Genomic DNA, 24,406 nt, shown 5'->3' with positions numbered 1-24,406 from the left:
ACTCACGGCCCAGAATGCCCTCATGGGGGCACATCGGGCCGTGAGTTGTGTCTGGCGGGACGCGCACAGGTCAGTCCATCAGGGACCGGCGATCACGTCGCCCCCGCCTCTCATCCACCTTAGATCCGGGCTGGTGCCCAGTCGGGAGCATCACGGATCAGGACAGACTGGAGCAGCTCAGCGGCGCGGCGCACACCCTCCCCAGAGGACACCAGGACGTCCTCGTGCTCGATGTTGAGCGGCCCGTCGTAGCCGACCGAACGGAGCGCATACACGAAGTCCCCCCAGAATCCGGTCCCTCCAGGGTGGCCCAGGCCGAGCGTCACGTAATTCCACGACCGGGCGGCGGCCCGGGAAGGCGGCAGAGTGTCGAGGATGCCGTTGACGTCGGCGTTCCGACGCTCCACCCGGGCATCCTTCGCGTGGACGTGGAAGATCGCGGACCCGAGGGCCTGGACGACCGCGAGGATGTCGGCTCCCATCCACATCAGGTGCGAGGGGTCGAGGTTCGCGCCGACCACGTCCTCGCCCACCGCGACCCGCAGGCGCAGCATCGTCGCGACGTTGAACACGAGCTGGCGGCCATGCATCTCCACGGCCAGCCGAACGCCGCGGGTCCGGGCGTGCTCAGCGAGATCCGTCCAGTACGGGATGGCCACCTCGTTCCACTGGTACTCGAGCACCTCAAGCGTCTCGGGCGGCCAGGACGTGGTGATCCAGTTCGGCGTCCGCTCGCCCCGGGCGCTCGGGAGGCCGGACATGAGGACGACCGTGGGAACCCCCATTTCGCCGGCCACCGTGATCGTGTCCCGGACCACCTTGTCATGCTCCGCGCCCGTGACCGGATGCAGCTGATTGCCGTTGGCGTTCAGCGCGCTGAGCGTGAGCCCCCGACTCGCGACGGCGTCCGCGAGCCTCGTGCGCGCCGCGGCACTCGCGACGAGCTGCGGGAGATCGGCGTGGGGCGCCTCGGACCAGTTTCCCGTGGCAAGCTCGACGCCGTCGAGCCCCAGCTCCGCGGCAACGTCCAGGACGTCCTCAAGCGGTCGGCCACCCAACGAATCTGTAATCAGCCCAAGCTCCATCGAAATCCCTCTCTGTACTGCGTCTGTTCGGTGGCGCGACCGACCGTTGGAGTCTGATCCACCGTGCGCCTGATCTGCGGTGCGCCTGATCTCGGCCGTGCGCGTGTCGGCGCGCCTTGGCCTTACTCCCCCGGGTACACGATCGCGGCCTGGCGTCGCAGCTCGTCCGCGACGCGCAAGGCAAGGATGCTGAGGTGGAGTGGCCGTTCGGCCACCTCGGTCTGCCCCGCGGCGATGGCCCGGGCCACCGCGGCGGCCTGGAAGTGCAGCCCGGCCACGTGATCGCCAGGCGTGCCCTCCCAGCGGTGGGCCTCGCCGTCGGCGGTACGCACGGTCAGGCCGCCCGGCGAGTTGAACGGGCCGTCGAATGTCAGGGCCGCCTCGGTGCCGACCACGGTGAGCTGCGCGGGCGTGAATCCGAGCATCGTGGTGGTGAGCGTAGCCTGGGCGCCGCCGGGGAACCCGAGCAGGGCCGAAAGCTGTCCGTTCACCCCGTTGGCCAGTGGCGACCCGAGCCCCAGGACGCGGTCTGGCTCGCCGAGGATGTCCGTGGCGAGGGCGAGGAGGTAGATGCCGAGATCGAGGAGCGGGCCTCCGGCGAGGGCCGGGTCGTGCGCACGGTGGCTCGGCGGGAGGTACTCGCCGTAGTCGCCCAGGACGGTGCTCAGCTCGCCGAGGTGTCCGCCGCGGATGAGCTGCCGCGCGACGTCGTACGAGGGCAGGAACGCGGTCCAGAGCGCCTCGGCGGCGAAGAGGCCGCGGGACCGAGCGGCGTCGGCGATCTCGTGCGCCTCGGCCGCGCTGATCCCGATGGGCTTCTCGACGAGAACGTGCCGGCCCGCCCCGAGCGCGATCAGGGCAACGTCACGGTGCGCAGTATGCGGCGTGGCAACGTAGACGATGTCGACGTCGGGGTCCGCGGCGAGCGATTCGTACGAGCCGTGGGGCCTCAGCCCACGGGGCGCCGCGAACGCCTGCGCCCGGTCGAGCGAGCGGGACCCGACGGCCGTGACCCGCTGGGACCCGTGCAGGGCGAGCGATTCCGCGAACCGCTCGGCGATCCAGCCCGGCCCAGCGATCCCCCACCGCAAGCTGGGCGCCTCGGCGGCGTCGGGCACGCGCGATACGGGGAACTCGAACACGCTCACGCGTGGACTACCTTCACGAATGCGCCGCCGGCGTCGATCGAGGCTACAAGGGCGGCGCCGATCTCCGAGGCGCGGAGCCCGTCGCGTGCAGTCGCGAGGGGCGACGGCGCGCCCGTCCGCAGCGAGTCGATCCATGCCTGGAGCTCGATCCGGTACGCGTCGGCGAAGCGGGGGCGCCAGTCGGCGGGGTACTCGGTCGCCCGGCGCCGATCGAGGTTGTACTCGAGCAGAGGGGACTCGGTGAAGCTGGCGGTACCGCGCTCCCCCACAACCTCAAGCCGCGTCGAGTAGCCGTACTCGGCGTTGAGGAACAGCTCGAGGGTCACGAGCGTGCCGTCCTCCATCCGCAGCAGCATGAGCGCGGGGTCCTGGAGGCCCGCGGGCGCGAGCGAGGACGCCTTCCGGCCCGAGACCCACGCGACCTCGGACACCGAGGTGCGGAGCAGCCACGGCATCGAATCGAGCTCGTGGATCGCCGAGTTGGTGATGGCCGAGATGTTCGTCGCGTCCGGGGCGGAGCGGACGTTGCGGCTCACGCAGTGCGCCACGAGCACCTCGCCGAGCTCGCCCGCGGCGAGGCGCCGCCTGAGCTCGGTGTGCGCGGGATCGAAGCGCCGCATGAATCCGAGGGAGACGAGGCTGCGGCCCAGCTCCGCGGCGACGGCCTCCTCTGCCTCGACCACGGTCCGGCCCTCCTCGACCGTGGGGGCGAGGGGCTTCTCGCACAGGACGGGCTTGCGTGCATCGAGGCAGGCGGTGAGGAGCTCGGCGTGGGTGGAGTCGTGGGACGCGATGACGACCGCGTCAACCTCGTCGTCCGTGATGAGCGCCCGCGGGTCGGTGGTGCTTCGCGCGCCGGCCGGCCCGGCGGCGGCAGCCGCGCGGTCGGCGTCGAGGTCCGCAACGAGCGAGACGGAGGCGCCGCTCACCGCGCCGGCGAGGTTGCGCACATGGTCGGCACCCATGATTCCGGCGCCGATGACGCCCACGCGGATGGTCATAGGGATCTCTTCTCTCCAGTAGTGGAACGTTCCAAGGTTGGGTTGATCACACTCTAGCCGCAGCAGAGTTTGTCCTGTCAAGTGCGCTTCGGGGCTCGACCCTCGGCTGACGGTCTTGTGACCGTTTCCTGCCGGTGACGCACGACGACGGCGCGGTCGGCTGGGTGCCGAACCGCGCCGTCGTGCTTCCCCCGGGCAGGCGACGCAAGAACCCGGGATGTGCCCATCGTCAGGCTGTGGGCGACTCCGCCTTGGGTGCTTCGGCTTGGACGGCTTCGGCTTCGGCTTTGGCTTCTTGGAGGGCTTGGGTGTGGCCGCCGAGCTGTTCGAGTTCGTGGGCGAGTTCGGCGAGTTCGGCGCCGCCGGCCATCTGGGCGGTGAGTTCTTCCAGGGTGATGTCCTTCTTGTCGTAGTAGCCGATGGAGCGGCCGCGCTTCAGGAGCAGGAAGCGGTCCCCGACGGGGAAGGCGTGGTGGGGGTTGTGGGTGATGAAGATGACGCCGAGGCCGCGGTCGCGGGCCTGGAGGATGTAGCGCAGGACCACGCCGGACTGCTTCACGCCCAGGGCGGCGGTGGGCTCGTCCAGGATCAGGACCTTGGCCCCGAAGTACACGGCCCTGGCGATGGCCACGCACTGCCGCTCGCCGCCGGAGAGCTGGCCGATGGGCTGCTCGACGTCGCGCAGGTCGATGCCCATGGCCGCCAGCTCGGTCCTGGTGGTCTCCTTCATCCGGTTCACGTCCATGCGCTTGAACGGGCCGAACCCGGTGGTCAGCTCGGAGCCGAGGAAGAAGTTGCGCCAGATCGGCATGAGGGAGACCACCGCGAGGTCCTGGTAGACCGCGGCGATGCCCGCGTCCAGGGCCTCCCTCGGGGAGGAGAGCTTGCGTTCCTCGCCCATGATGGTGAAGGTGCCGGCGTCGTGCTGGTGCAGGCCGGCGATGATCTTGATCAGGGTCGACTTCCCCGCCCCGTTGTCGCCCAGGACGCAGGTGACGCGGCCGTTGTCCACGGCCATGGTCACCTCCCGCAGGGCGATGACGTTGCCGTAGTGCTTGCCCACGCCGTCCAGGCGCAGCAGGTGCACGGGCCGGTCGGTGAGGGGGTCGGTCTCCCCCGCCTTGGCCAGGATCTCCTGGTTGCTGATGTGCTCTGCCATGGTGGCCATCTCCTGTGCTTCGTTCTCTCAGGCGCGCTCTGCGCGCTTCTTGACGATGAGGTTCACGATCGTGGCCAGCAGGAGCATCAGGCCCAGGAAGAACTTGAACCAGTCCGGGTTCCACTGCGCGTACACGATGCCCTTGTTGGCCATGCCGAAGATGAACGCGCCGATCGCCCCGCCCACGGCCGAGCCGTACCCGCCGGTGAGCAGGCACCCGCCGATGACCGCGGCGATGATGTAGAGGAACTCGTTGCCCACGCCCTCACCGGACTGGACCGCGTCGAACGCGAACAGGTTGTGCATGCCCAGCAGCCACCCGCACAGCCCCACGCCCATGAACAGGCCGATCTTGGTCGCGGTGACCGGGACCCCGACCGCGCGGGCGGCGTTCGCGTCCCCGCCCGCGGCGAAGATCCAGTTCCCGACCTTGGTGCGCAGCAGGACCCAGGACGCGACCACGACCAGCACGATCCAGTACAGGATGGTGATCTTGAACTCGACCCCGCCGATGTTCACCGAGGACGCGAAGACCGCCTTGGCCGCGCCGAACCCCTCCATCTGGGCGATCGAGGGCGAGGACACCGCCCCGCCGATCAGGCGGGTCAGGGCCAGGTTCAGGCCCGTGAGCATCAGGAACGTGGCCAGGGTCACGATGAAGGAGGGCAGCTTCGTCTTGACCAGGATCCACCCGTTCACGAACCCGATCCCCAGCGAGACCACCAGGGCCAGCAGGACCCCGACCCACACGTTCATCCCGAAGTTCCAGGAGAACAGGGACGCGGTCAGGGCCGAGGAGATCACCGCCACGCCCGAGGACAGGTCGAACTCGCCCCCGATCATCAGCAGCGAGACCCCCACCGCCATGATCCCGATCGTGGAGGACCCGTACAGGACCGTCGCGAGCGCGTTGGGCTGCAGGAACGTCCCCGAGACCGCCGCGAAGAAGATGAACAGCACGACCGCGGCCGCCAGCGCCCCGACCTCCGGACGGCCCAACAGCTTCTGGAACGGGCCACGACGCCCGACCCGCTCGTCTTTGGCAGCCGGCGCGGGCGCCGACGGCAAGGTTGCAGTTGCCATGGAAACACTCCTTGATGGTGGGCCGCGCGGCGTTCCCGCCGCGCGGTCCGATGCCTATGCGGTTTAGCGGACGCCTTGCTTGGCGAATTTGACGACGTCGGAGGCGTTGGACTTGTCAACGATGGTCGGGCCGGTCAGCACCGGCTGCCCACCACCGATCTTGAACCCGCCGCGCTTGTTCTGCCAGAGCGCGTCCACCGACATGTAGCCCTGCAGCCACGGCTGCTGGTCCACCGTGAAGAGCACCTTGCCGTCAACGATGTCCTGGGCGAGTTCGGCGTTGAGGTCGAAGCTCGCCACCTTGGCCGAGCTGCCGGCATCAGAGACGGACTTGAGCAGGGTCAGCGTGATCGGGGCGCCGAGGCCGATGATCACATCGGCATCCTTCGTGGCCTGCAGCTTCGCCGTGGCCGTGGACTGCACCGAGGTCATGTCCTGGCCGTTGACGTAGAGGATCTCGGTGCCCGGGACCTTGGCCTTCACGCCGGCGCACCGGGCCTCGAGCCCCACGTGGCCCTGCTGCTGGATGACGCAGACGGGGTGCTTGTAGCCGTCCGAGGCGAGCTTGGTGCCCACGGCCTCACCGGCGAGCTTCTCGTTCGAGCCGAAGTGCGTGAACGCTCCGAGCTTGGCTGAAGCGTCCTCGCCAGCGTTCAAGCTCACGACCGGGATGCCCGCGTCGGTAGCCTTCTTGACGACGTCCTTGAGCGCGTCCGGGGTTGCCATCGTGAGGGCGATGCCATCCACCTTCTGGTCGATGGCCTGCTGCACGAGCTGCGCCTGGCGGCCGGCCTCGGGGTCGTTGAGGTACTGGAGGTCGACGTTGTCCTTGGACGCGGCCTCCTCAGCCCCCTTGCGCACGATGTCCCAGAACGTGTCGCCGGCGGCGGCGTGCGTGATGAGGGCGACCTTCATCCTGGGGGTCGAGACGGCCTGGCCGCCGCCTGCGGCCGTATCGGTCGCCGTCTTCCCGCCCGCCGAACAGGCGGCGAGGGCGAGCATCGGCACTGCGAGCGCCACGATCGCTCCTTGGCGCCACGAGAATTTGGTCACGAGAATCTCCTTCGATCCATGGCCCCGCCGGACGAGTCCGCCTCGGTCTCGGGCCTTGGCTAGATCATGGGTGATCTGGATCACGGCTGTCAATACTTTGTCTACACATAAGCACTAATTTGATTCGTGGTCCCGCGCAGCGACCTCCGTTTGTCAGCATCCGCTGCATCGGGGCCGCGGCACGAAACCACTGTCATGACGCGGAATGCGGTGCTAAGATCACCCCAAGAGATTTGTCCTATCAAATAAACAAACCTCAGCCGCACGGCGCGGGCCGCGAAGATGCCCCGCGCAGCGTCCAGCCCAAGGAGGGGTCATGGCCACAGCCCTCAACATCCCCATCGACCGCTCATCACCGGTCCCCCTGTACCACCAGGTAGTCCAGGGCATCGAGGGGATGATCCGCAGCGGTGCCCTCGAGCCGGGCTCCAAGCTCGAGAACGAGATCGAGCTCGCCGCGCAGCTCAACCTTTCCCGCCCCACGATGCGCAAGGCCATGGACGAGCTCGTGCGTGCGGGGCTCCTCGTGCGCAAGCGTGGGGTCGGCACCCAGGTCGTCGCAAGCCAAGTGCGCCGGCACCTCGAGCTCTCGAGCCTCTTCGACGACCTCGCGCGCGGCGGCAAGGCACCCGCTACCCGGGTGCTCAGCTTCCGCCACGGCCCGGCAGAGCCGGAGATCGCCGAGACGCTCCAGCTTCCGCCGGGCGTCGGCGTCTACCACTTCACGCGCCTCCGCTCGGTGGACGAGAAGCCACTCGCGCTCATGGAGAACTGGGTGCGGGACGACGTCGCCGAACTCACCGAGGTGGGACTCAGGGACCACGGCATGTACCAGATCCTGCGGGACGCGGGCGTGAACTTCCGGCTCGCCAACCAGCGGATCGGCGCGGCGGTCGCGGACGCGCACCAGGCCGAGCTGCTCGAGGTCGCCGCGGGCTCCGCGCTCGTGACCATGGAACGCACGGCCGTGGACGATACGGGCCGCAGCGTAGAAACGGGGCGGCATGCGTACCGAGCCGATTCCTACAGCTTCGAAATGACGCTCGTCCAGCGCTGAGCGCACGAGCGGACCAACAGGACCCGACAGAAGGGAACACAGCACATGGCAGAGTGGGTCTACCCCCTCGGCAGCGCGTCCGACGGCGCGTGGCAGGTTTCGCTCGGCCCGACGGCAGCAGGGAACAGCAGCGCTCCCGCCGTTCCGGGCTGGGCGCACACGGGCATCAAGGTGGCCGTGCTCGCTCCCGGCGCCTCGGTCTCCCTCAATGCCGCCGGCGAGGAACGCATCGTCGTCCCTCTCGAGGGCTCGTTCGAGGTGACGGTCGACGGCGTCGCGCACCACCTGCGTGGCCGCGCCTCGGTCTTCGCGGGCCCGAGCGACGTCCTCTACACGGGGATCGGCAGGACCGCGGTGATCTCGAGTGCCGAGGGCGGCCGGGTCGCCGTCGCGCTTGCACCCGCGAAGGAGGAGTACCCCACGCGGCTCGTGCGCGCTGAGGAGACGCCCGTGGAGCTGCGCGGCGCCGGCAACTGCTCGCGCCAGGTGCACAACTTCGGGACCCCCGCCGCCCTCGAGGCGGACCGCTTCATCGTGTGCGAGGTCATCACGCCCGGCGGCAACTGGTCCTCGTACCCGCCGCACAAGCACGATGAGGAGAAGGACGGCGAGACCTTCCTCGAGGAGATCTACTACTTCGAGACGCGCCTCGCCCCGGACTCCCCCATCGCGGGCGGACACGCCGATGCCGGCCAGGACCCCGTGGGCTACGCCCGGGTCTATGCCTCCGACGAGCGCCCCATCGACGTCAACGCCGAGGTGCGCACGGGCGACGTCGTGCTCGTCCCCTACGGCTGGCACGGCCCGGCGATGGCCGCGCCCGGCTACGACCTGTACTACCTGAACGTCATGGCGGGCCCAGGCCGCGTGCGCGAGTGGCTCATCAGCGACGATCCCCACCACGGCTGGGTCCGCTCAACGTGGGACGCCCAGCAGGTGGACCCTCGCCTGCCCTTCTCCGCCTAGGACACGCCTAAGAGGCAGAGGAACTCGCGCTCGGCGAGGCGCCCGAACCGGACTGGCCCGACGAGCTCGCGGAACCCGAGGAGCTCGGCGAGCCGGTGCTGCTCGACGAGCTGGACGTCGACGGCGAACTCGAGGTGCCGGTGGATGGGCTTGAGGTCGACGACCCGGTGGCATTGCGGAGCACGCTGTTCACGAACCCCTCGAGCTCCGACTGGTCCTTGTCGCCCAGATTGCTGCCGCTCTTGGTGGCGACGACAAGGAGCCTGCCCTGAGCTCCAGAGACCTGCATGAGCATGTCCGAGCTGTTGTTGCCGCGGGTGCTGACGGTGCCGAAGGTCTCGGCAGCGTTTGTCTTGGCCTGGAGCTGCTTGCTCGCGACCGTGACCTTCTGCCCGAGCGCGGACACCGTGAAGTGCGAACAGGTGCCCATCTTGCCCTCGATGTCCTTGAGGATCTGCTGCGAGTCGGGGCCCTGTGAGCCGGACTGCGCTGAGACGGTCCTCGGCTGCTGGCTGTCGGAGATCGACACGGCGACCGAGCCGTTCTCGATGTTGTCCACGAGGCCGGCGGTTGCGATGGACTTGCAGTCGCTCGGATCCACTGTCGCGGTGCTGAGGAGGATCTTGCCGAGGTCCTTTCCGGCAGTCACCTGAGCCTTCGAGTAGGGCTTGAGGTCGTTGCCATCCGAATCCTTGAGCCCGGAGACGAGGTTCTGGAGCTCGGACTCGGTGTAGACCTTCGCGCTTGGGCTCGCCGAGGAGCTCGCGCTCGTTCCCGGGGAGGTCGTCCCGCCGCCCATGCAGGCCGCCAGGCTCAGCGCTGACGCTCCCGCCAGCCCTAATCGGACTGCTGTGCTGATCCGGCTCATCGTCATCCTCCATCCGGCGCAGGCGCGCCACCTTGGAGGCCCGTTACCCCGAGGACGCCGTCCCCAACCCCCGCAATGGACGGTCGGCCAACCTCCGCGCCTAGAGGCCAAAGCGACGGTCCGTGGCGTCGCAGCAGGCTCGCGAACGACTGAGGGTCAGGTCCCGTGGGTGGAGACCCACACGACCTGACCCTCAGAACGTGACCCTCTGGAGGCTGGAGGCGACCTTCAGAACGTGACCCTCAGATGGACGTGGCGGGGCTACGCCCCGAACCCCGCCGCCTGGGCCTTGTCGGTCCGCTCGCGCATCTCGCGCAGCTGGTAGCGGGAGACCTCGTGGGCGTTGTCGTCCTCGGCGAAGACGCTCGAGACCATGACCGTGTCGTCGCGGTCCAGGAAGCCGATCTCGTTCAGGCCTCCGAAGAACTCGTCCCAGTTGACGTCGCCGTCGCCGATCTTGAGGTGCTGGTGGACGCGGACGTCGTTGCCGGGCGGGTTGGTGATGTACCGCAGACCATGCGAGGCGTGGTGGTTCATCGTGTCGGAGACATGCACCACGCGGAGCCGGTCCCCCACCGCGCGCATGATCTCGAGCGGCTCGTCCTTCATGTGGAACGTGTGGGACGCGACGTACACGGATCCCACGTTCGGCGAGTTGAGTCCCCGGACCACGCGGAGCGCGGCGAGGCCCTCCTCGACGAAGTCGTCCGGGTGCGGATCGATCGCCACGTGGACGCCCTCGCGCTCGAAGACCGGCAGGAGCTCCTCCATGGACTTGTAGAAGCATGCCTCGGACTCCTCCGGCTTCTCCGGGCGGCCGGAGAATTCGGTGTTCATCTGGGTGCAGCCCAGATCCACTGTGATCTGGATGGCCCGTTTCCAGTACCGCACAGCGGCCTCGCGCATCGCCTCGTCCGGACCGGACCAGCGCAGCACGGGCAGGACCGAGGCGACCTCAACGCCCGCATCGGCGCACGCGCTGCGGAACTGCCGCACGAGCAGGTCGTCGGCCTTGGGGTGCGTGAAGAACGGGATCATGTCCCGGTGCGGGGTCAGCTGGAGGTACTGGTACCCGAGCTCGGCAGCGAGGGCCGGGAACTCGAGCAGCGAGTGCGTCGAGTGGAAGGGCGTGGGGTCGAGGGCAACCTTCACCTGTACAGCTCCGGCTTCTCGTTGAGCGTCACGGCCACCTTCTCGCCGCTCTTCTGCGCCTCGACACCGGCCTCGCAGCACGCCGCGGTCGCATAGCCGTCCCACGCGGAGGGTCCGCCGATCTCGTCGCGGAGCGCGGCATCGACCCAGGCCTGGACCTCGACGTCGTACGCGGCGCCGAAGCGCTCGATGAAGCTCGGGGTCACGACGCCGCCCCACCGGCCGGCACGCCGCACGTACGGCCCGCCGTCGCCCCCGATGTCCACGATCCCGTCCTCGAACGCGGCCTGCGTCGCGACCTCGTAGCCGAACTGGGCGTTGACGTAGATCTCGACGTCGGCGAGGACACCGGACTCGGTCTCGATGAGCACGTGCTGCGGGTCGTGCTGGCCCGCGGGCGCCTTCGAGGTCGCCTTGCCCAAGCGCACCTGGACCGAGGTGATCTCCTCGCCCGTGAGGTAGCGGATCACGTCGAACTCGTGCACCACGGAGTCGTTGATGAGCATCTCGTTCGTGAAGCCCGGAGGGGTGTCGGGATTGCGGTGGCGGCAGTGCAGCATGAGCAGCTCGCCGAGCTCGGCGGAGCGGATCATGCCGCCGAGAGCCGCGTAGTCGGTGTCGAAGCGACGCATGAAGCCGACCTGAATGCGCTTGCGGCCCAGCTTCTGCTCGGCCTCGACGATCTTCCAGGCAGAAGCGGCGTCCGGCGTGAGCGGCTTCTCGCACAGGATCGGGATGTCCCGCTCGAGGGCCTCGAGAAGCGCCGCCTCGTGGAGGAAGCCGGGCGTGGCGATGAGGACGGCGTCCACGTCGCCGGACTCATAGGCCTCCGCAGCCGTCGCGAACGCCTTCGCGCCCGGGATGTCCGCGATCGCCGCGTTGGCGCGGTCGAGGTCGATGTCGACGACGGCGGCCACGTCGGCCCCGTGGATGTGAGAGTGCAGGCGCTGGATGTGGTCCGCGCCCATGCGGCCGGCGCCGATGACGGCGACGCGCAGGTTGTCAGCCATGATGGTGTGCCTTTCCGAGAACGTCTGGCTTCAGGAGACCCGCGTGCGGGAGCCGCACGAGAGGAGGTAGTTGCGGGTGCGCTTGGCGATCGGCATGGGCACGTCGAAAGCGACGGGGTACATGTCCTGCTCGACGATGCCGAAGATCGGCTTGTCGAGGGCCTCGACCGCCTCGATGACCTCGCGAAGGTCCGGCAGGCCGCCGGGGGGCTCGGTCATGACACCGGCCGCATTGGCCGCCGCGAACGTGAGGTTCTCGGCGCGCACGCGCTCCATGACTCCCGGGTCGACCTGCTTGAGGTGCAGGTAGCCGATGCGCTCCGGGTACTTGCGGATGAGGTCGACGCTGCTCGCGCCGCCGTACTCGGCGTGGCCCGTGTCGAGGCACAGGTTGAGGAGCTCCGGGTCGGTGTTCTTCAGGAGCGTCTCGATGTCGTCCTGGGTGAGGACGTGCGAGTCGGCGTGCGAGTGGAACTGCTGCTTGAGGCCGAACTGCTCGGCCAGGCGGCGGCCCAGCTCGTTGTGGCCGTTGAACAGCGAGTCCCACTGCTCGGAGGAGAGGACCTGGTTCTCGACGGCCTCACCCGTGACGTCGTCGCGCCACATCGCGGGGATGACGACGATGTGCTCGCCGCCCATCGCTGCGGTCAGCTCCGCGACCCTGCGGGCTGGCTCCCAGGCCTCTTCGAATGCTGCGTCCCCGGGCTGCCCCCCGCGGTGGAACGCCGTGAACACGGTGCCAGCCGACACCTGGAGGTCGCGGGCTTTGAGCTCGTCGGCGAGTCGGGACGGGTCGGTGGGCATGTAGCCGTAGGGGCCGAGCTCGATCCACTTGTAGCCGGACTCGGCCACCTCATCCAGGAAGCGCTCCCAGGGGGTCTGCTTCGGATCGTCGGCGAACCAGACGCCCCACGAATCCGGGGCCGTGCCGATGATGAGCTTGTTCTCGATATCGCTCATGGTGTTCCTTCGGTGGAATCGAGGCTTAGTTGGAGGGGAAGTTGTAGGAGGCGTCGGAGGCGTGGGTGGGTTCGGGCCAGCGCTGGGTGATGACCTTGGCGCGGGTGTAGAAGGCGACGCCTTCCTCGCCGTAGATGTGCTTGTCGCCGAAGAGGGAGTTCTTCCACCCGCCGAAGGAGTGGTACGCGACCGGGACGGGGATCGGGACGTTGACCCCGATCATGCCCACGTGGACCCCGCGGTGGAACTTGCGCGCGTTGGACCCGGAGGAGGTGAAGATCGCGGTGCCGTTGCCGTACGGGTTGGAGTTGATCAGCTCGATGGCCTCCTCGACCGTCTCGACGCGGACCACGGACAGGACCGGGCCGAAGATCTCCTCGGTGTACGCGCCCATGTCCGTGCCGACGTTGTCGATCACGGTCGGGCCGAACCAGTTCCCGCCCTCCTTGCCCGCCACGGTGAACTCGCGCCCGTCCACGACCAGCCGCGCCCCGGCCGCGGCCGCGTCGGTGACGATGCCCTTCATCCGGTCCCTGGACGCGGCCGTGATGACCGGGCCCATCTCCGCCCCCGGGTCGGTGCCCTCGGCCACCTTGACGGCCTCGGCACGCTCGGCGACCTTGCCCACCAGCGCATCGGCCGCGTCCCCGACCGCCACCGCCACGGAGATCGCCATGCACCGCTCCCCCGCGGAGCCGAACGCCGCAGCGGCCAGGTGGTCCGCGGCGTTGTCCAGGTCCGCGTCCGGGAGGATGATCGCGTGGTTCTTCGCCCCGCCCAGGGCCTGGACCCGCTTCCCGTGCGCGGTCGCCGTCTCCTGGACGTACCTGGCGATCGGGGTCGACCCCACGAACGAGACAGCGTCCACGTCGGGGTGGGTCAGGAGACCGTCCACGGTCTCCTTGCCCCCGTGCAGGACCTGGAACACCCCGGCCGGCAGGCCCGCCTCGGCCCACAGCCGCGCCAGCAGCATCGACGCCGACGGGTCCCGCTCGCTCGGCTTGAGGATGAACGCGTTGCCCGTGGCGATCGCCACCGGCGCCATCCACAAAGGCACCATCACCGGGAAGTTGAACGGCGTGATCCCCGCGACCACCCCGACCGGCTGGCGGTAGGAGAACACGTCGATCCCGGTCGAGGCCTGGTCCGAGTACGCGCCCTTGAGCAGCTGCGGGATCCCGCACGCGAACTCCACCACCTCCAGCCCCCGCCCGATCTCGCCCTTCGCATCCGAGATCACCTTCCCGTGCTCCGCCGTGACGAGCGCCGCGAGCTCCTCCACATGCGCTGCGACCAGCTCCCGGAACCGGAACAGCACCCCCGTGCGCTTGGCCAGGGAGATGTCGTTCCACGACTCCGCCGCCTTGCGCGCGGCCGCGACGGCCGTCTCCAGGTCCGCCGCGTCCGCAAGCCGCAGCTCCCCGGTCTGCTCGCCAGTCGCCGGGTTGAACACGGGCTGCGTCCGCTCACCGACACCGTTGGACTCCTCACCATCGAGGAAATGCGGAATGGTCTTGACACTCATGATCTAACTCCTGTGGGAATTCTTGGTGGGGAGGGTTCGGACAGCGGCGGTGCTCACCCGAGCAGGGGCCGCTGGCGGGACTTGTGGTCGGTGTAGGTGGCGAAGGCGGCCTGGGTGGACTCGAGCTCGGAGGCCCCGGAGACGGGGACGTCCCACCAGGACTCGGAGCTCGGCGCGTCGATGAGCGGATCGGACTCGATGTGGATCACGATCGGCCCGCTGCCCTCCGGGGCAGCCTTGGCCTTGCCGATGGCGGCCTCGAGGTCGGCGATCGCGTTCGGTCCCGGCACGATCCGGTAGACCGTGACGCCGAGGCTCTCGGCGTTCGTGGCGAGGTCGATCGGGAGCTTCTCGCCGTCGTCGAACGTGTGGTGCTCGGCGTCGAGCGTGCGGTACTTCGTGCCGAAGCGCTGGGATCCGAGCTGCTCGGAGAGCGCGCCGATCGAGGCGTAGCCGTGGTTCTGGATGAGCACGGTGATGAGCTTGATGCCTTCCGCGACCGCTGTGACGAGCTCGGTGTGCATCATGAGGTACGAGCCGTCGCCGACCATGACGACGACGTCCCTGTTCGCCTCGCCCCTGGACGTCGCATCGACCGCCGCGCGCTTGACGCCGAGGCCGCCGGGGATCTCGTAGCCCATGCAGGAGAACGCGTACTCGACGTGGTACCCGAACGGGTCGCGGATGCGCCACATCTTGTGCAGGTCTCCGGGGAGGGAGCCTGCCGCGCAGATCACGACGTCGCGCGGGTCCATCGCGCGGTTGACCGCGCCGATGATGGCGTTCTGCGACACGAGCGGGGAATAGTCCTGTGCGAAGGCGGCGTCGACCGTGTCGTCCCAGCGGGCCTTCTCGTCGGCCACCACGCGCTCGAGCTCCGCCCCGACACGGTAGCCGCCCAGCGCCGTCGTGAGCGCGGCGAGGGCCTTGCGGGCGTCGGCGACGATCGGCAGCGAGGTTCCGTGCTTGTAGGCATCGATCGCGGCGACGTTGATGTTCACGAAGCTCACGCCCGGGTCCTGGAATGCCGTGCGGGAGGCGGTGGTGAAATCCTCGTAGCGCGTGCCGATGCCGATGACGAGGTCCGCGTCGCGCACGAGCGCGTTGGCCGCCGTCGTGCCGGTCGAGCCGACCGCTCCGAGTGCCTGCGGGTGGTCCCACGCGAGGGAGCCGACGCCGGCCTGGGTCCAGCCGACCGGGATGCCGGTGGCTTCGGCGAACGCGCGCAGCTGGTCCGTGGCGAAGGCGTAGAGCACGCCGCCGCCGGCGATGATGACCGGACGCTTCGCGGCACGGATACGGCGGGCGGCCTCGGCGATGTCCTCGGCCTCGGGCTCGGGGCGGCGGATGCGCCACTCGCGCTCGGCGAGGAACTCCGCGGGGACGTCGAAGACCTCGGCCTGGACGTCCTGCGGGAGGGCGATCGTCACGGCGCCGGTCTCGGCCGGGTCCGTCAGCACCCGCAGGCCGTGCAGGAGCGCCGAGAAGAGCTGCTCCGGACGGTTGACCCGGTCGAAGTACTTGGACAGCGGGCGGAACGCGTCGTTGACCGTGATGTCGTAGCCGTGCGGCATTTCGAGCTGCTGCAGGACCGGGTCCGCGGCGCGGGTCGCGAACGTGTCCGAGGGCAGGAGCAGCGCGGGGAGGCGGTTCGCCGTGGCGAGCGCAGCGCCGGTGAGCAGGTTGGACGAGCCGGGACCGATCGACGTCGAGATCGCGAAGGTCTGACGGCGGCGCGTGTGCCGCGCGTACCCGACAGCCTGATGCGCCTGCGCCTGCTCGTTGCGGCCCTGGTAGTACGGCATGAGTGTGGGGTCGGCGACCTGCCACTGCTTGAGCGCCTGTCCCACTCCGGCCACGTTGCCGTGGCCGAAGATGCCGAACATGCCGGGGATGAGACGCTCCCTGTATGCTCCCCCATCAGGCCCCCCGACGGTATCAACCGTGTACTGGCGGCCGAGGAACTCGACGAGCGCCTGGGCGACCGTCATCCTGCGGGTGGTGGTCACTGGGCAGCCTCCTTGGTGCTGTGTCCCGACGGGATCTCTTCGGTGTGCAGCAGCGAAGCCGCAGCTGCGACGGCGCCGGCAACGTCGCCGTCGGCGGGGTAGAGGAGCGTGCGGCCCACGGTCAGGCCCTGCACGCCCGGCAGTGCGAGCGCCCGGCCCCACGAGGCGAAGACCTCGTCCTGGTGGCCGGTCGGGTCCCCGCCCAGGAGGACCGTCGGCATGGTCGTGGCGGCCATGACCCGTTCCATGTCCTCCACGACGGGCAGCTTCATCCACGTGTAGGCGCTCGTCGAGCCGAGGCCCGAGGCGATCCCGATGGACTTGATGACGGCCTCAGCGGAGAGGTCGTTCTTGACCTTGCCGTCGACCCAGCCCGAGAGGAACGGCTCGACCATCGCGATGAGGCCGCGGGCGGCGAGCGCGTCGATGGCCTTCGCGGTGCTCTCGAGGATGGACGCGGTGGCAGGATCGCCGAGGGCGATGCGGGTGAGCATCTTGCCGCCGTCGGCCCCCAGCGCCGCGAGCGCCTCGGCCGTGTGGCCCGTGAAGCGGTCGTCGAACTCGTTGACGAACCCGGCCAGCCCGCCGCGGTTCATCGAGCCGAAGACGAGCTTGCCCTCGAGCGCGCCGAGAAGAAGCAGGTCGTCCATGATGTCCGGGCTCGCCAGGACACCGTCGACGGCGGGGTTCGCGAGTGCGATCTGGAGCCTGTCGAGGAGCTCGCGTCGGTCTGCCATGGCCTCGGGCCGGCCCTGGGCCGCGAGCGCGCCGCGGGCGGGGTGGTCGGCCGCGACGATGAAGTCCTGCTTGCCGAGCACGGGGCCCGGGTGGCGGCGGCGGTTCTGGGCGGCGCGCGCAACGGCGGCCGGGTCCTCGAGCCGGATCTTGGTGAGGTGCTCGTAGCGGCGAGGGTCGTCGTCATGCGGGTTCGCGAGGACGGGCGCGCCGCCACGGACGACGCCGCTCGGAGACGCGGTCTCGGCGGCGGCGCTCACTGGGCCACCGCCTCGGGGACGAGACGGCCGCGTTCGGACAGCAGCGAGGTGACCTCTGCCGGCGTCGGCATCGCATCGGCGCACGAGAGGCGCGAGGCGACGATCGCGCCGGAGGCGTTCGCGTAGTCCAGGACCTGGGCGAGCGGCCAGCCGGCGAGGAGTCCGTGGCAGAACGCGCCGCCGAACGAGTCGCCGGCGCCGAGGCCGTTGAGGGTCTCGACCGGGACCGGGGCGGAGACGACGCGCTCGGTGCGGGTCTTGGCCATGACGCCCTCGGGGCCGAGCTTGACCACGGCGATCTCGACGCCCGCGGCCAGGAGGCGGTCGGCCTGCTCGTCCGGGGTGCCGTGGCCGACGGCGACAGCGCACTCCTCCTCGTTGCCGATCGCGACCGTGACGTGCGGCAGGACTCTGGCGACCTGCTCGCGGGCTGCGTCCTCGGAGTCCCAGAACATGGGCCGGTAGTCGAGGTCGAGGACCGTGAACTGGCCCTCGGCCAACTCAGCGCGGGGGCGCGCCTCATGGGCGGCGATGTGGGCCGAGCGGCTCGGCTCCTGGCACAGGCCCGTCACGGTGGACCAGAAGATCCGCGCGTCCCTGATGGCCGCGAGGTCCAGCTCCTCGGCCTTGATCTGCAGGTCCGGGGCCGTGGGGAAGCGGCCGTAGAAGTACAGCGGGAACTCGTGCGTGGCCGGGATGATGGCGCAGAAGGTCGCCGGGGTCTGGAGTCCCGGGACCGGGGCCACGAAACGGTCATCGACGCCGAACTTGGCCAGCTCGCGGTGGAGGTACGTCCCGAACGGGTCGTCCCCGGTGCGGGTGATGACGGCGGTGGTGCGCCCGTGGCGGGCTGCGGCGACGGCGACGTTCGACGGCGAGCCGCCCAGGTACTTGCCGAAGCTCGTCACGTCCGCCAGGCCGACTCCGATGTCGTTGGGGTAGATGTCGACGCTGATGCGCCCCATCGTGAGAACGTCGTAGGTCACTTCGCGGTGCCTTTCGTTGTAAGCCCGGAACCCCGGGCCGGCTTCGCTGCCTGTGGCGTCGGCCACGGGTCAACTCTGCTACAGAATTAATGTCCTGTCAAAGGTTTGTATTGACAATTTCAGCCAGCAGGGACGGCCAGCTCGCCCGTCACATACTGGGCCCGGCCGAAGCCGAAGGACCAGTCCCCGGCACCGTTCTCGACGTAGCCGATGAAGACGTCCTCGCCCGGCACGCCCGCGTCGGCGAGGTTGTGCGCGACGGCCGCGAACAGGGACTCCTTGGCCTCCTGGCTGCGCCCGCCCTGCGTGAAGATCTGGATCATGACAACGCCGCCCGAGCGTTCGAATCCGAGGCCCGCATCCTGCGCGACGATCTGGCCCGGCGCATGCTCGGTGACGATGTGGAAGTAGTCGCGCTCGGGGATGCGGTACTCAGCCAGAACCGCCTCGTGGACGGCACGGCTGATGCGCGCGAGCTGCTCGCGGGTGCGGCCGGCATTGACGTCGATGCGGATGAGAGGCATGTGCGGGGCACCTTCACTGTGGAACTTTGTGCTGACATACTCAGACTAAGCCGCATCAGCCGCTGTTGCAACACTTTGTCCTTACAAAGTTCGGTCACCTCGGTGGCGCGACCTCGCCGTGAGAGGGTGGACCAGAATCCCCCTCCCGAAAGGACACCCGTGACCCGGCGGATCAGCCGTACCGCGGCGCTGGCCCTCCTCGCCGTCGGCCTCATGTCGCTCAACTCCCGCGCGCCGATCGTCGGCCTCGGGCCGGTACTCCCGGACATCCAGCGCGACACGGGGCTCAGCGCCGCCGTCGTGGGCCTCCTCGCCGCGATCCCGGTGCTCTGCTTCGGGCTCATCACTCCAGCCGCGGCATGGCTCATGGGCAAGATCGGCATCAATCACGCGGTCCTGTACTTCTTCGGCGGGCTTGCCCTGGGCATCGTGGTGCGCTCCTACGGTGGCGCCGCGGGGGCGCTCGTCGGGACCGTGGTCCTCGGCGTCGCCATGACCCTCGTGAATGTGGCCACGCCGCTCATCGTGGGCCGCGACTTCCCGCTCCGCGCTGCGCTCATGACCGGCGTGACCACGGCCGCCGTGAACGTCGGCACCACTCTCGCGTCGGCGCTCACTGCGCCACTGGCCGGCACGATCGGCTGGCAGGGCTCGCTCGTGTCCTGGCTCGGATTCGTGGCCATCGCCTCAGGCGTCTGGCTCTTCGTATTCCCTGCCAGCAAGGACGGGCCGCGGTGGTCCGACGCTGACTTCCCGGGGCGCGCCGCGAAGGCGGCCGCGCGGCGTCGCGCGGAGCTGCGGGCGGCGCAGGGACAGCCGGGCACCGAGACCGGGCCCCTCCCCCTCGTCCCCCGAGCCAAGATCAGCCCCGGGAATCGGCGCATGATGTGGCTGTTCACGGCGACCTTCGCGCTGCACAACGTCGGCTACTACGCCATGACCCTGTGGCTGCCCTCGTATCTCGCCCAGACGCAGGGCATGACCTTGGCCCAGGCCGGACTCGGGGCGAGCCTCCTCCAGCTGTTCGCGATCGCCGGACCCCTGCTCATCCCCGCCCTCATCCACCTCTTCGGGTGGGGCGAGAAGCAGCTCTTCGCGCTCGTCGCCGTCTGCTGGCTCGTGCTCCCGGCGGGCCTCCTGGTGGCCCCGGCCGCGTGGGTGCTGTGGGCCGTGCTCGGGGGCATCGCCCAGGGCGGCACGTTCACGGTCGTGTTCACCGTGGTCATCAAGCGGGCCCGCAGCCTCGATGAGAACCGGCGCATGACGGCGCTCATCCAGTCCGTCGGGTACGCGATCGCATCCACGGGGCCGATCGTCATCGGCGGACTGCGCGAGGCCGCGGGCAACTGGCAGGCGCCGCTCGCGTTCGTGCTCGGTGCACTCGTCGTCATGGCGGTGACGGGCTTCCTGGCGATCCAGTCACGCACGACGCCGCCCCTCGCCTCCCGCTCGCAGCGCGCCTAGCATCGGGGGTGGGAAGACCCACGACGGAAGGACCCGACCATGCTGCCGGAATCAGTCCAGGCGTTCATCGACGCGGAGATCGCCGCGAATACGACCGACTTCAGCGACCTCCGCGCCGTCTACCTCAACGGGACGCTCAAGCCGAGTCCCGAGACGAGCCACACGGACGGACTCATCGCGGTGAGCAGGCACGTGCTCGAGGGCGTGGGCACCCACGTCGACGAGATCCGCACGGTGGACCACGACATCCCGCCCGGCGTCTACCCAGACATGCGCGAGCACGGCTGGGAGACGGACGACTTCCCGGACCTGTACCACTCCCTCATTGAGCCCGCGGACATTGTGGTCCTGGCAACCCCGATCTGGCTCGGAGACCAATCCTCGGTCACCCGGAAGACGGTCGAGCGCCTCTACGGCTTCTCGGGCGAGCTCAACGCTGCCGGGCAGTGGTCGTACTACGGCAAGGTGGGCGGCGTCATCGTGACCGGCAACGAGGACGGCGCGAAGCACTGCGCCGCCCAGCTGCTCTACGCGCTCTCCCATATCGGCTTCACGATCCCGCCGCAGGCGGACGCCTACTGGACCGGTGAGGCCGGACCGGGGCCGTCCTATCTCGACGACAACCGGGGCGCCCAGAACCACTGGACCACGCGGAACGCGGTGTTCGCAGCCTGGAACATGCTGCACACCGCCCGCCGCATCAAGGACGCCGGCGGAATCCCGGTGTACGGCAACGTGACGTTCAACTGGGACCTCTCCAAGGCGGACCACCCGAACCCGGAGTACCGGTAGAGGGCGCTTGGCGGGGGCGGGAGGCCAGGAGCTTGAGTCGCCTCAGATGAGGTCGAGGACGATGATCTCGAGGTCGAGGCGGCGGATGAGCCGCTCGTGCGCGTCGGCGTCGCGGGCCTGTGCGGCCACTGTGGTCGGAACGTCGCGGCGGGGCTGTGGGTACACGGTGGTGGGGATGCCGCCGACGGGTCGGGGGATGCGCCGCTTCACCGCAGGACTCCGATCCGCAGTGTTCCATGGTCCTGAAGCGGGCCGAGGCCTTCGCGGGCCAGATCGTGCAGCATCTGGCGGTAGCTCCAGAGCGCGAGGGCTGGGAGTTGGCGGAGGTCGGCGATCGTCGCCTGGGGACGGTCCACACGGTAGAGGGCGAGGATCGCGCCGTCTTCCTGCGCGTCGTCGAGGGCCCGGTAGGGGCCGACCGGACGGTGTGCAGTGAGTGCTTGGGCGTACAGGCCCAGTCGGTCATGAGGTGTCCCATGACCGGCGCGGCTCCACACATGGACGACATCATTGACATCCACCATGGTCCCCGCCTCCTCTGTCATCTTCTCTGGGTGGCCGGCCCGGGATCTGGGTCCCGTTCCGCTGATATCTAAACTCTAAACCTGTGAGTTCACATGTCAAGGGTTTAGGATAGACTCAGGGAGAACGAAGAGGAGAAGGGGAGGACTCGTGAGCAGTTGGAGGGAACAACTCGCCTTCGCCCCCCTTGAGACCGCCGAGCGCGGCGAGGAGATCGGACGCCGGATCAGGCAGGCGATCGAGCTGGGGGTCCTCGAGGACGAGACCCAGCTGCCCAGCGAGAACGACCTCGCGGCGATGATGGGCGTCTCGACGCAGACGCTGCGCTCAGCCCTGGCCGAGCTCCGCCACCTGGGACTCGTGGAAACACGCCGAGGCCGTGGCGGTGGAAGCTTCGTCAAGGCGAACACGGGCCAGTTGGCCCGGGCGCGGAGGGATGCGCTGGGCGCCTACTCCCTTGACGCCCTCCGCGACATCCGCGAGTACCGGGCGGTCCTGGCGGGCTCAGCCGCGGCGGCAGCGGCCGCACGGCCGCAGCAGATCTCGGTCGCGCGCCTCGCATCCCTCGGGGCCATGGTCGGGACAGCCCATGAACCCGCAGACATGGCCCGCGCGGACAGCAAGTTCCACCTTGAACTCGCGGCCGCGTCACGGTCCGTCCGGCTCACCCGGCAGGAGATGGCGCTCCAGGCCGAGGTCGGGCCCCTGATCTGGACGAGCACCGCGGGCGAAGGCCTCACGGCCGCGCGCGAGCATGCCGAGATCGTGGGGGCCATCGGCAGTGGCGATACCCTCCTCGCGCGCACCCGGGCCGAAGGGCACGTCCGCCGCGAGATGAACGCTCTGATCGACCTGCGCATGTCCATGGACACCGCACCCCAGGACGCTGCTCTGCGCGGCGGCCTGGGGGAAGAAGGTGCCATCACGTCCATCGGAGCGCTCGCCGCCGAGATCGAGAAGACGGCCGTCGCGTCGATCCACGTCGTCGAAGAGGCCGTCCACGCCGCCCTCGATGCTGCCCCGGGCGGAGGCCTGGACGAGCTGGAAGGCGTCTATCAGATCGCGCACGACACTCTGGTCGAGACGCATCCCATCCTCTACGGGACGGGATTCCTCGCGGACTCGAGGTTCTTCGGCGAGTCAGGCTTCGTGTGGGCCTATGTTCCGCCTGGCCGCAGCACCCCGCAGCGGCTCGAGATGGACCTCGAGTACTACGACTACGCCACCGCTCCCTGGTGGCCCCGGGAAGGGGCCACAGAACCGGTCCAGGCCAGCTACGCCTATGTCGACGCGAACGGCTCGAACGCGTACATCGTCACGTTCAGCAAATGCGTGATGAGGGAGGGGCGGATGATCGGGGCCGCGGTGGCCGATGTCCTGGTGAGCCAACTCCAGGCGGGATTCGCGCCGTTCCTCGAATCGCTTCCGTGGGGATCGTGCATCGTCGACCAGATGGACGTTGTCATCGCAGCCAACTCCGGCAGCCTTGTCGGCGACATCTTCTCCTCCACCGCCGAGGTGGCCCGGACCATCGCCCTCCCACCCGTCCCCTGGCGCCTCCATCTGGCGCAGGCGCCGCGGCCGACGGCCACGCCGTCCCGCAGCCCGCAAGCAATGCAGACATCTGAAGGGAGCGCCCGTGGACGTGCCGATTGAAGTCACCGGATGGGCCGGAGCGGTCGCAGTCCTGGTGGCGTACCTGTCTGTCTCCATGGGCTGGCTGCGGCCGGGCCGCCGATTCCAGACGGCGAACCTCCTGGGTTCGTGCGCCTTCATGGTCAACGGCGCCTACCACGGCGCGTGGCCCTCTGTGGTGACGAACATCGCGTGGTTCCTCATCTCGGTCATTGCTCTCCTCCGCGCCCGGCTCACCAAGACGCATCCCGAGGTCTCCGCCGTCGTCGAGACGCTCCAGACGGTGGACTTCCCCCCTGCGGTGACCGAGGACTGGGTGGGGGGCAGCGGCACCACGCGCGCCGCGGAATAGAACGCCGCGGAATAGCGCTGCGGGCAAGCAAGGGCGGTGGGCCCGCGTCGGATAGCGCGATCACGCGATGGTCCGGAAGGCACCGGGCGCGCACACTGATGGCATGAACGCTTCCGGAGATGGAGTGAGCACTGCCGGAGGCAAGAACGCCCTGACCGTTCTGGTCTTCGTCGGCGCCCTCATCGTCACGGGCGGGAATGCTGTCGCAATCCGCTACAGCAACCGCGAACTCGACCCCCTGTTCGGGGCGGCATTGCGCTTCGCGCTCGCGGCGCTCGTCTTCGGGGCGGTCATGGCGGCCCAGCGCACGGCCTTCCCGCGCGGACGGCAGCTCGTCGGGGCCCTGCTCTACGGCGTGCTGAACTTCGGGCTCGCCTACGGGTTCATCTACGAGGGACTCCGCACCGTGCACGCCGGGCTTGCCCAGATCGTGCTGGCGGCCGCTCCGCTCGCCACGATCCTCCTCGCGGCGGCCTTCAGGATCGAGGTGTTCCGCTGGAGACGTCTGGGGGGAACCCTCGTCGCCATCCTCGGCATTGCCGTCATCAGTGGGATCGGCACGAGCATGCTGTCCGCGTCGTCCCTCGTCGGCATGGCGGCGATGGTCGCCGCGGCGGTGTCCATCGCGGGCGGCGCCGTAGCTGTCAAACGGTTCCCCCGGGCGCCGGCGGCCTCGCTCAACGCAATCGGCATGGGGGTGGGGGCCCTTCTGCTGGCCCTCGCCTCTGCCGCATCGGGTGAACGGTGGGCGCTGCCCACCCAGGGCACCACGCTCGTGGCGGTGGGCTTCCTCATCGTCTCGACCGTCATCATCTTCGCGGCCTTCCTATTCGTGCTGAGGCGATGGAGCGCCTCTGCGACGACCTACCAGTTCCTGCTCATCCCCATCCCCTCCGTCATCCTGTCCTCGCTCCTGGATGCGGAGCCGCTCACGCCGACGCTCTTCCTCGGCGGCCTGCTCGTGGTGGGAGGGGCGTACGCGGGAATGCACACGCGGAGGCCAGGACGCCGCCGCTCGGGAGCCTCCGAGGGCAGGAAACGTCAGAGGGTCACCTCCTGA

Annotated in this window: 24 protein-coding genes; 7 read left to right on the top strand and 17 right to left on the bottom strand. The window is 69.3% G+C overall.

The features are described 5' to 3' along the window. Positions 1–119 precede the first annotated feature (119 nt). From AB5L97_RS04900 to AB5L97_RS04875, 6 genes are all read right to left on the bottom strand, one after another. Entirely contained in the window at positions 120–1,085 is a 966-nt protein-coding gene (locus tag AB5L97_RS04900) for a sugar phosphate isomerase/epimerase family protein (protein ID WP_369046680.1), read from the bottom strand. 122 nt (positions 1,086–1,207) lie between these two features. Continuing rightward, the gene (locus AB5L97_RS04895) at positions 1,208–2,233 is read right to left on the bottom strand and encodes a Gfo/Idh/MocA family protein (protein WP_369046679.1); all 1,026 of its coding nucleotides are present in this window, start codon (positions 2,231–2,233) and stop codon (positions 1,208–1,210) included. Next, positions 2,230–3,234 carry a Gfo/Idh/MocA family oxidoreductase gene (locus AB5L97_RS04890; protein ID WP_369046678.1) on the bottom strand — a complete coding sequence of 335 codons (1,005 nt, stop codon included), beginning with the start codon at positions 3,232–3,234 and terminating at the stop codon, positions 2,230–2,232. Before AB5L97_RS04890 ends, AB5L97_RS04895 begins: the two co-directional genes overlap by 4 nt. A gap of 229 nt (positions 3,235–3,463) precedes the next feature. Continuing rightward, positions 3,464–4,393 carry an ATP-binding cassette domain-containing protein gene (locus AB5L97_RS04885; protein WP_369046677.1) on the bottom strand — a complete coding sequence of 310 codons (930 nt, stop codon included), beginning with the start codon at positions 4,391–4,393 and terminating at the stop codon, positions 3,464–3,466. Between the two features lie 27 nt (positions 4,394–4,420). After that, entirely contained in the window at positions 4,421–5,476 is a 1,056-nt protein-coding gene (locus AB5L97_RS04880) for an ABC transporter permease (protein ID WP_369046019.1), read from the bottom strand. A 63-nt stretch (positions 5,477–5,539) separates the two neighbouring features. Beyond that, positions 5,540–6,529 (bottom strand): substrate-binding domain-containing protein, encoded by a 990-nt coding sequence (locus AB5L97_RS04875; RefSeq protein WP_307957838.1) that lies wholly within the window; start codon positions 6,527–6,529, stop codon positions 5,540–5,542. Positions 6,530–6,845: 316 nt separating this feature from the next. On the opposite strand from AB5L97_RS04875, the gene AB5L97_RS04870 reads away from it, so the two are divergent. Both AB5L97_RS04870 and iolB read left to right on the top strand, forming a co-directional pair. Then, positions 6,846–7,586: a GntR family transcriptional regulator gene (locus AB5L97_RS04870; protein WP_369046676.1), complete on the top strand. Its 741-nt coding sequence runs from the start codon at positions 6,846–6,848 to the stop codon at positions 7,584–7,586. 45 nt (positions 7,587–7,631) lie between these two features. Next, positions 7,632–8,552 carry a 5-deoxy-glucuronate isomerase gene (gene iolB, locus AB5L97_RS04865; RefSeq protein WP_369046675.1) on the top strand — a complete coding sequence of 307 codons (921 nt, stop codon included), beginning with the start codon at positions 7,632–7,634 and terminating at the stop codon, positions 8,550–8,552. Positions 8,553–8,559: 7 nt separating this feature from the next. On the opposite strand, the gene AB5L97_RS04860 is transcribed toward iolB, so the two are convergent. The 9 genes from AB5L97_RS04860 to AB5L97_RS04820 all read right to left on the bottom strand — a co-directional run bounded on the left by AB5L97_RS04860 (position 8,560) and on the right by AB5L97_RS04820 (position 18,581). Further along, entirely contained in the window at positions 8,560–9,351 is a 792-nt protein-coding gene (locus AB5L97_RS04860) for a hypothetical protein (protein WP_369046674.1), read from the bottom strand. A 330-nt stretch (positions 9,352–9,681) separates the two neighbouring features. After that, positions 9,682–10,572 carry a sugar phosphate isomerase/epimerase family protein gene (locus AB5L97_RS04855; protein WP_369046673.1) on the bottom strand — a complete coding sequence of 297 codons (891 nt, stop codon included), beginning with the start codon at positions 10,570–10,572 and terminating at the stop codon, positions 9,682–9,684. Then, positions 10,569–11,582, bottom strand: a complete 1,014-nt coding sequence (locus AB5L97_RS04850) for a Gfo/Idh/MocA family protein (RefSeq protein WP_369046672.1) — start codon at positions 11,580–11,582, stop codon at positions 10,569–10,571. Before AB5L97_RS04850 ends, AB5L97_RS04855 begins: the two co-directional genes overlap by 4 nt. A gap of 30 nt (positions 11,583–11,612) precedes the next feature. Further along, a complete protein-coding gene (locus tag AB5L97_RS04845) occupies positions 11,613–12,542 on the bottom strand; it encodes a sugar phosphate isomerase/epimerase family protein (RefSeq protein ID WP_369046671.1) in 930 nt (309 codons plus the stop codon). 25 nt (positions 12,543–12,567) lie between these two features. Then, positions 12,568–14,067 carry a CoA-acylating methylmalonate-semialdehyde dehydrogenase gene (locus tag AB5L97_RS04840; protein ID WP_369046670.1) on the bottom strand — a complete coding sequence of 500 codons (1,500 nt, stop codon included), beginning with the start codon at positions 14,065–14,067 and terminating at the stop codon, positions 12,568–12,570. Positions 14,068–14,120: 53 nt separating this feature from the next. Then, positions 14,121–16,058, bottom strand: coding sequence for a 3D-(3,5/4)-trihydroxycyclohexane-1,2-dione acylhydrolase (decyclizing) (gene iolD / locus AB5L97_RS04835; protein ID WP_369047356.1), 1,938 nt, complete (start codon positions 16,056–16,058; stop codon positions 14,121–14,123). A gap of 14 nt (positions 16,059–16,072) precedes the next feature. Beyond that, on the bottom strand, positions 16,073–16,960 hold the full coding sequence (locus tag AB5L97_RS04830; RefSeq protein WP_369047355.1) for a Cgl0159 family (beta/alpha)8-fold protein: 888 nt from the start codon (positions 16,958–16,960) through the stop codon (positions 16,073–16,075). Positions 16,961–17,067: 107 nt separating this feature from the next. After that, entirely contained in the window at positions 17,068–18,057 is a 990-nt protein-coding gene (gene iolC / locus AB5L97_RS04825) for a 5-dehydro-2-deoxygluconokinase (RefSeq protein ID WP_369047354.1), read from the bottom strand. Between the two features lie 119 nt (positions 18,058–18,176). Then, the gene (locus AB5L97_RS04820) at positions 18,177–18,581 is read right to left on the bottom strand and encodes a tautomerase family protein (RefSeq protein WP_369046669.1); all 405 of its coding nucleotides are present in this window, start codon (positions 18,579–18,581) and stop codon (positions 18,177–18,179) included. A 159-nt stretch (positions 18,582–18,740) separates the two neighbouring features. On the opposite strand from AB5L97_RS04820, the gene AB5L97_RS04815 reads away from it, so the two are divergent. Together AB5L97_RS04815 and AB5L97_RS04810 are read left to right on the top strand one after the other, a co-directional pair. Beyond that, positions 18,741–20,045, top strand: coding sequence for a CynX/NimT family MFS transporter (locus AB5L97_RS04815; protein WP_369046668.1), 1,305 nt, complete (start codon positions 18,741–18,743; stop codon positions 20,043–20,045). Between the two features lie 39 nt (positions 20,046–20,084). Then, positions 20,085–20,837, top strand: a complete 753-nt coding sequence (locus AB5L97_RS04810) for a flavodoxin family protein (protein ID WP_369046667.1) — start codon at positions 20,085–20,087, stop codon at positions 20,835–20,837. Between the two features lie 42 nt (positions 20,838–20,879). On the opposite strand, the gene AB5L97_RS04805 is transcribed toward AB5L97_RS04810, so the two are convergent. Together AB5L97_RS04805 and AB5L97_RS04800 are read right to left on the bottom strand one after the other, a co-directional pair. After that, complete coding sequence (locus AB5L97_RS04805) at positions 20,880–21,047, bottom strand: hypothetical protein (RefSeq protein ID WP_369046666.1); 168 nt, start codon at positions 21,045–21,047, stop codon at positions 20,880–20,882. Next, positions 21,044–21,361: a hypothetical protein gene (locus tag AB5L97_RS04800; protein WP_369046665.1), complete on the bottom strand. Its 318-nt coding sequence runs from the start codon at positions 21,359–21,361 to the stop codon at positions 21,044–21,046. Before AB5L97_RS04800 ends, AB5L97_RS04805 begins: the two co-directional genes overlap by 4 nt. Positions 21,362–21,509: 148 nt before the next feature. Here AB5L97_RS04800 and AB5L97_RS04795 point away from each other — a divergent pair, with 148 nt between their 5' ends. The 3 genes from AB5L97_RS04795 (at position 21,510) to AB5L97_RS04785 (ending at position 24,406) form a co-directional block, all read left to right on the top strand. Then, positions 21,510–23,015 (top strand): GntR family transcriptional regulator, encoded by a 1,506-nt coding sequence (locus AB5L97_RS04795; RefSeq protein ID WP_369046664.1) that lies wholly within the window; start codon positions 21,510–21,512, stop codon positions 23,013–23,015. Then, entirely contained in the window at positions 22,999–23,346 is a 348-nt protein-coding gene (locus AB5L97_RS04790) for a CBU_0592 family membrane protein (protein ID WP_307957823.1), read from the top strand. Before AB5L97_RS04795 ends, AB5L97_RS04790 begins: the two co-directional genes overlap by 17 nt. A gap of 103 nt (positions 23,347–23,449) precedes the next feature. Beyond that, a complete protein-coding gene (locus tag AB5L97_RS04785; protein ID WP_369046663.1) occupies positions 23,450–24,406 on the top strand; it encodes a DMT family transporter in 957 nt (318 codons plus the stop codon).

It is taken from the genome of Sinomonas sp. P10A9 (genome assembly GCF_041022165.1).
Lineage (GTDB): Bacteria > Actinomycetota > Actinomycetes > Actinomycetales > Micrococcaceae > Sinomonas > Sinomonas puerhi.
This window is presented reverse-complemented; position numbering and strand designations above follow the sequence as displayed.

Bases quoted from the DNA above. Each gene is read 5' to 3' on its own strand.
- iolB (WP_369046675.1), top strand. From the start codon at position 7,632: ATGGCAGAGTGGGTCTACCCCCTCGGCAGCGCGTCCGACGGCGCGTGG.
- AB5L97_RS04900 (WP_369046680.1), bottom strand. From the start codon at position 1,085: ATGGAGCTTGGGCTGATTACAGATTCGTTGGGTGGCCGACCGCTTGAG.
- AB5L97_RS04820 (WP_369046669.1), bottom strand. From the start codon at position 18,581: ATGCCTCTCATCCGCATCGACGTCAATGCCGGCCGCACCCGCGAGCAG.
- AB5L97_RS04890 (WP_369046678.1), bottom strand. From the start codon at position 3,234: ATGACCATCCGCGTGGGCGTCATCGGCGCCGGAATCATGGGTGCCGAC.
- AB5L97_RS04850 (WP_369046672.1), bottom strand. From the start codon at position 11,582: ATGGCTGACAACCTGCGCGTCGCCGTCATCGGCGCCGGCCGCATGGGC.
- AB5L97_RS04860 (WP_369046674.1), bottom strand. From the start codon at position 9,351: ATGGGCGGCGGGACGACCTCCCCGGGAACGAGCGCGAGCTCCTCGGCG.
- AB5L97_RS04870 (WP_369046676.1), top strand. From the start codon at position 6,846: ATGGCCACAGCCCTCAACATCCCCATCGACCGCTCATCACCGGTCCCC.
- AB5L97_RS04785 (WP_369046663.1), top strand. From the start codon at position 23,450: ATGAACGCTTCCGGAGATGGAGTGAGCACTGCCGGAGGCAAGAACGCC.
- AB5L97_RS04800 (WP_369046665.1), bottom strand. From the start codon at position 21,361: ATGGTGGATGTCAATGATGTCGTCCATGTGTGGAGCCGCGCCGGTCAT.
- AB5L97_RS04885 (WP_369046677.1), bottom strand. From the start codon at position 4,393: ATGGCAGAGCACATCAGCAACCAGGAGATCCTGGCCAAGGCGGGGGAG.
- AB5L97_RS04840 (WP_369046670.1), bottom strand. From the start codon at position 14,067: ATGAGTGTCAAGACCATTCCGCATTTCCTCGATGGTGAGGAGTCCAAC.
- iolD (WP_369047356.1), bottom strand. From the start codon at position 16,058: ATGACGGTCGCCCAGGCGCTCGTCGAGTTCCTCGGCCGCCAGTACACG.
- AB5L97_RS04810 (WP_369046667.1), top strand. From the start codon at position 20,085: ATGCTGCCGGAATCAGTCCAGGCGTTCATCGACGCGGAGATCGCCGCG.
- AB5L97_RS04845 (WP_369046671.1), bottom strand. From the start codon at position 12,542: ATGAGCGATATCGAGAACAAGCTCATCATCGGCACGGCCCCGGATTCG.
- AB5L97_RS04880 (WP_369046019.1), bottom strand. From the start codon at position 5,476: ATGGCAACTGCAACCTTGCCGTCGGCGCCCGCGCCGGCTGCCAAAGAC.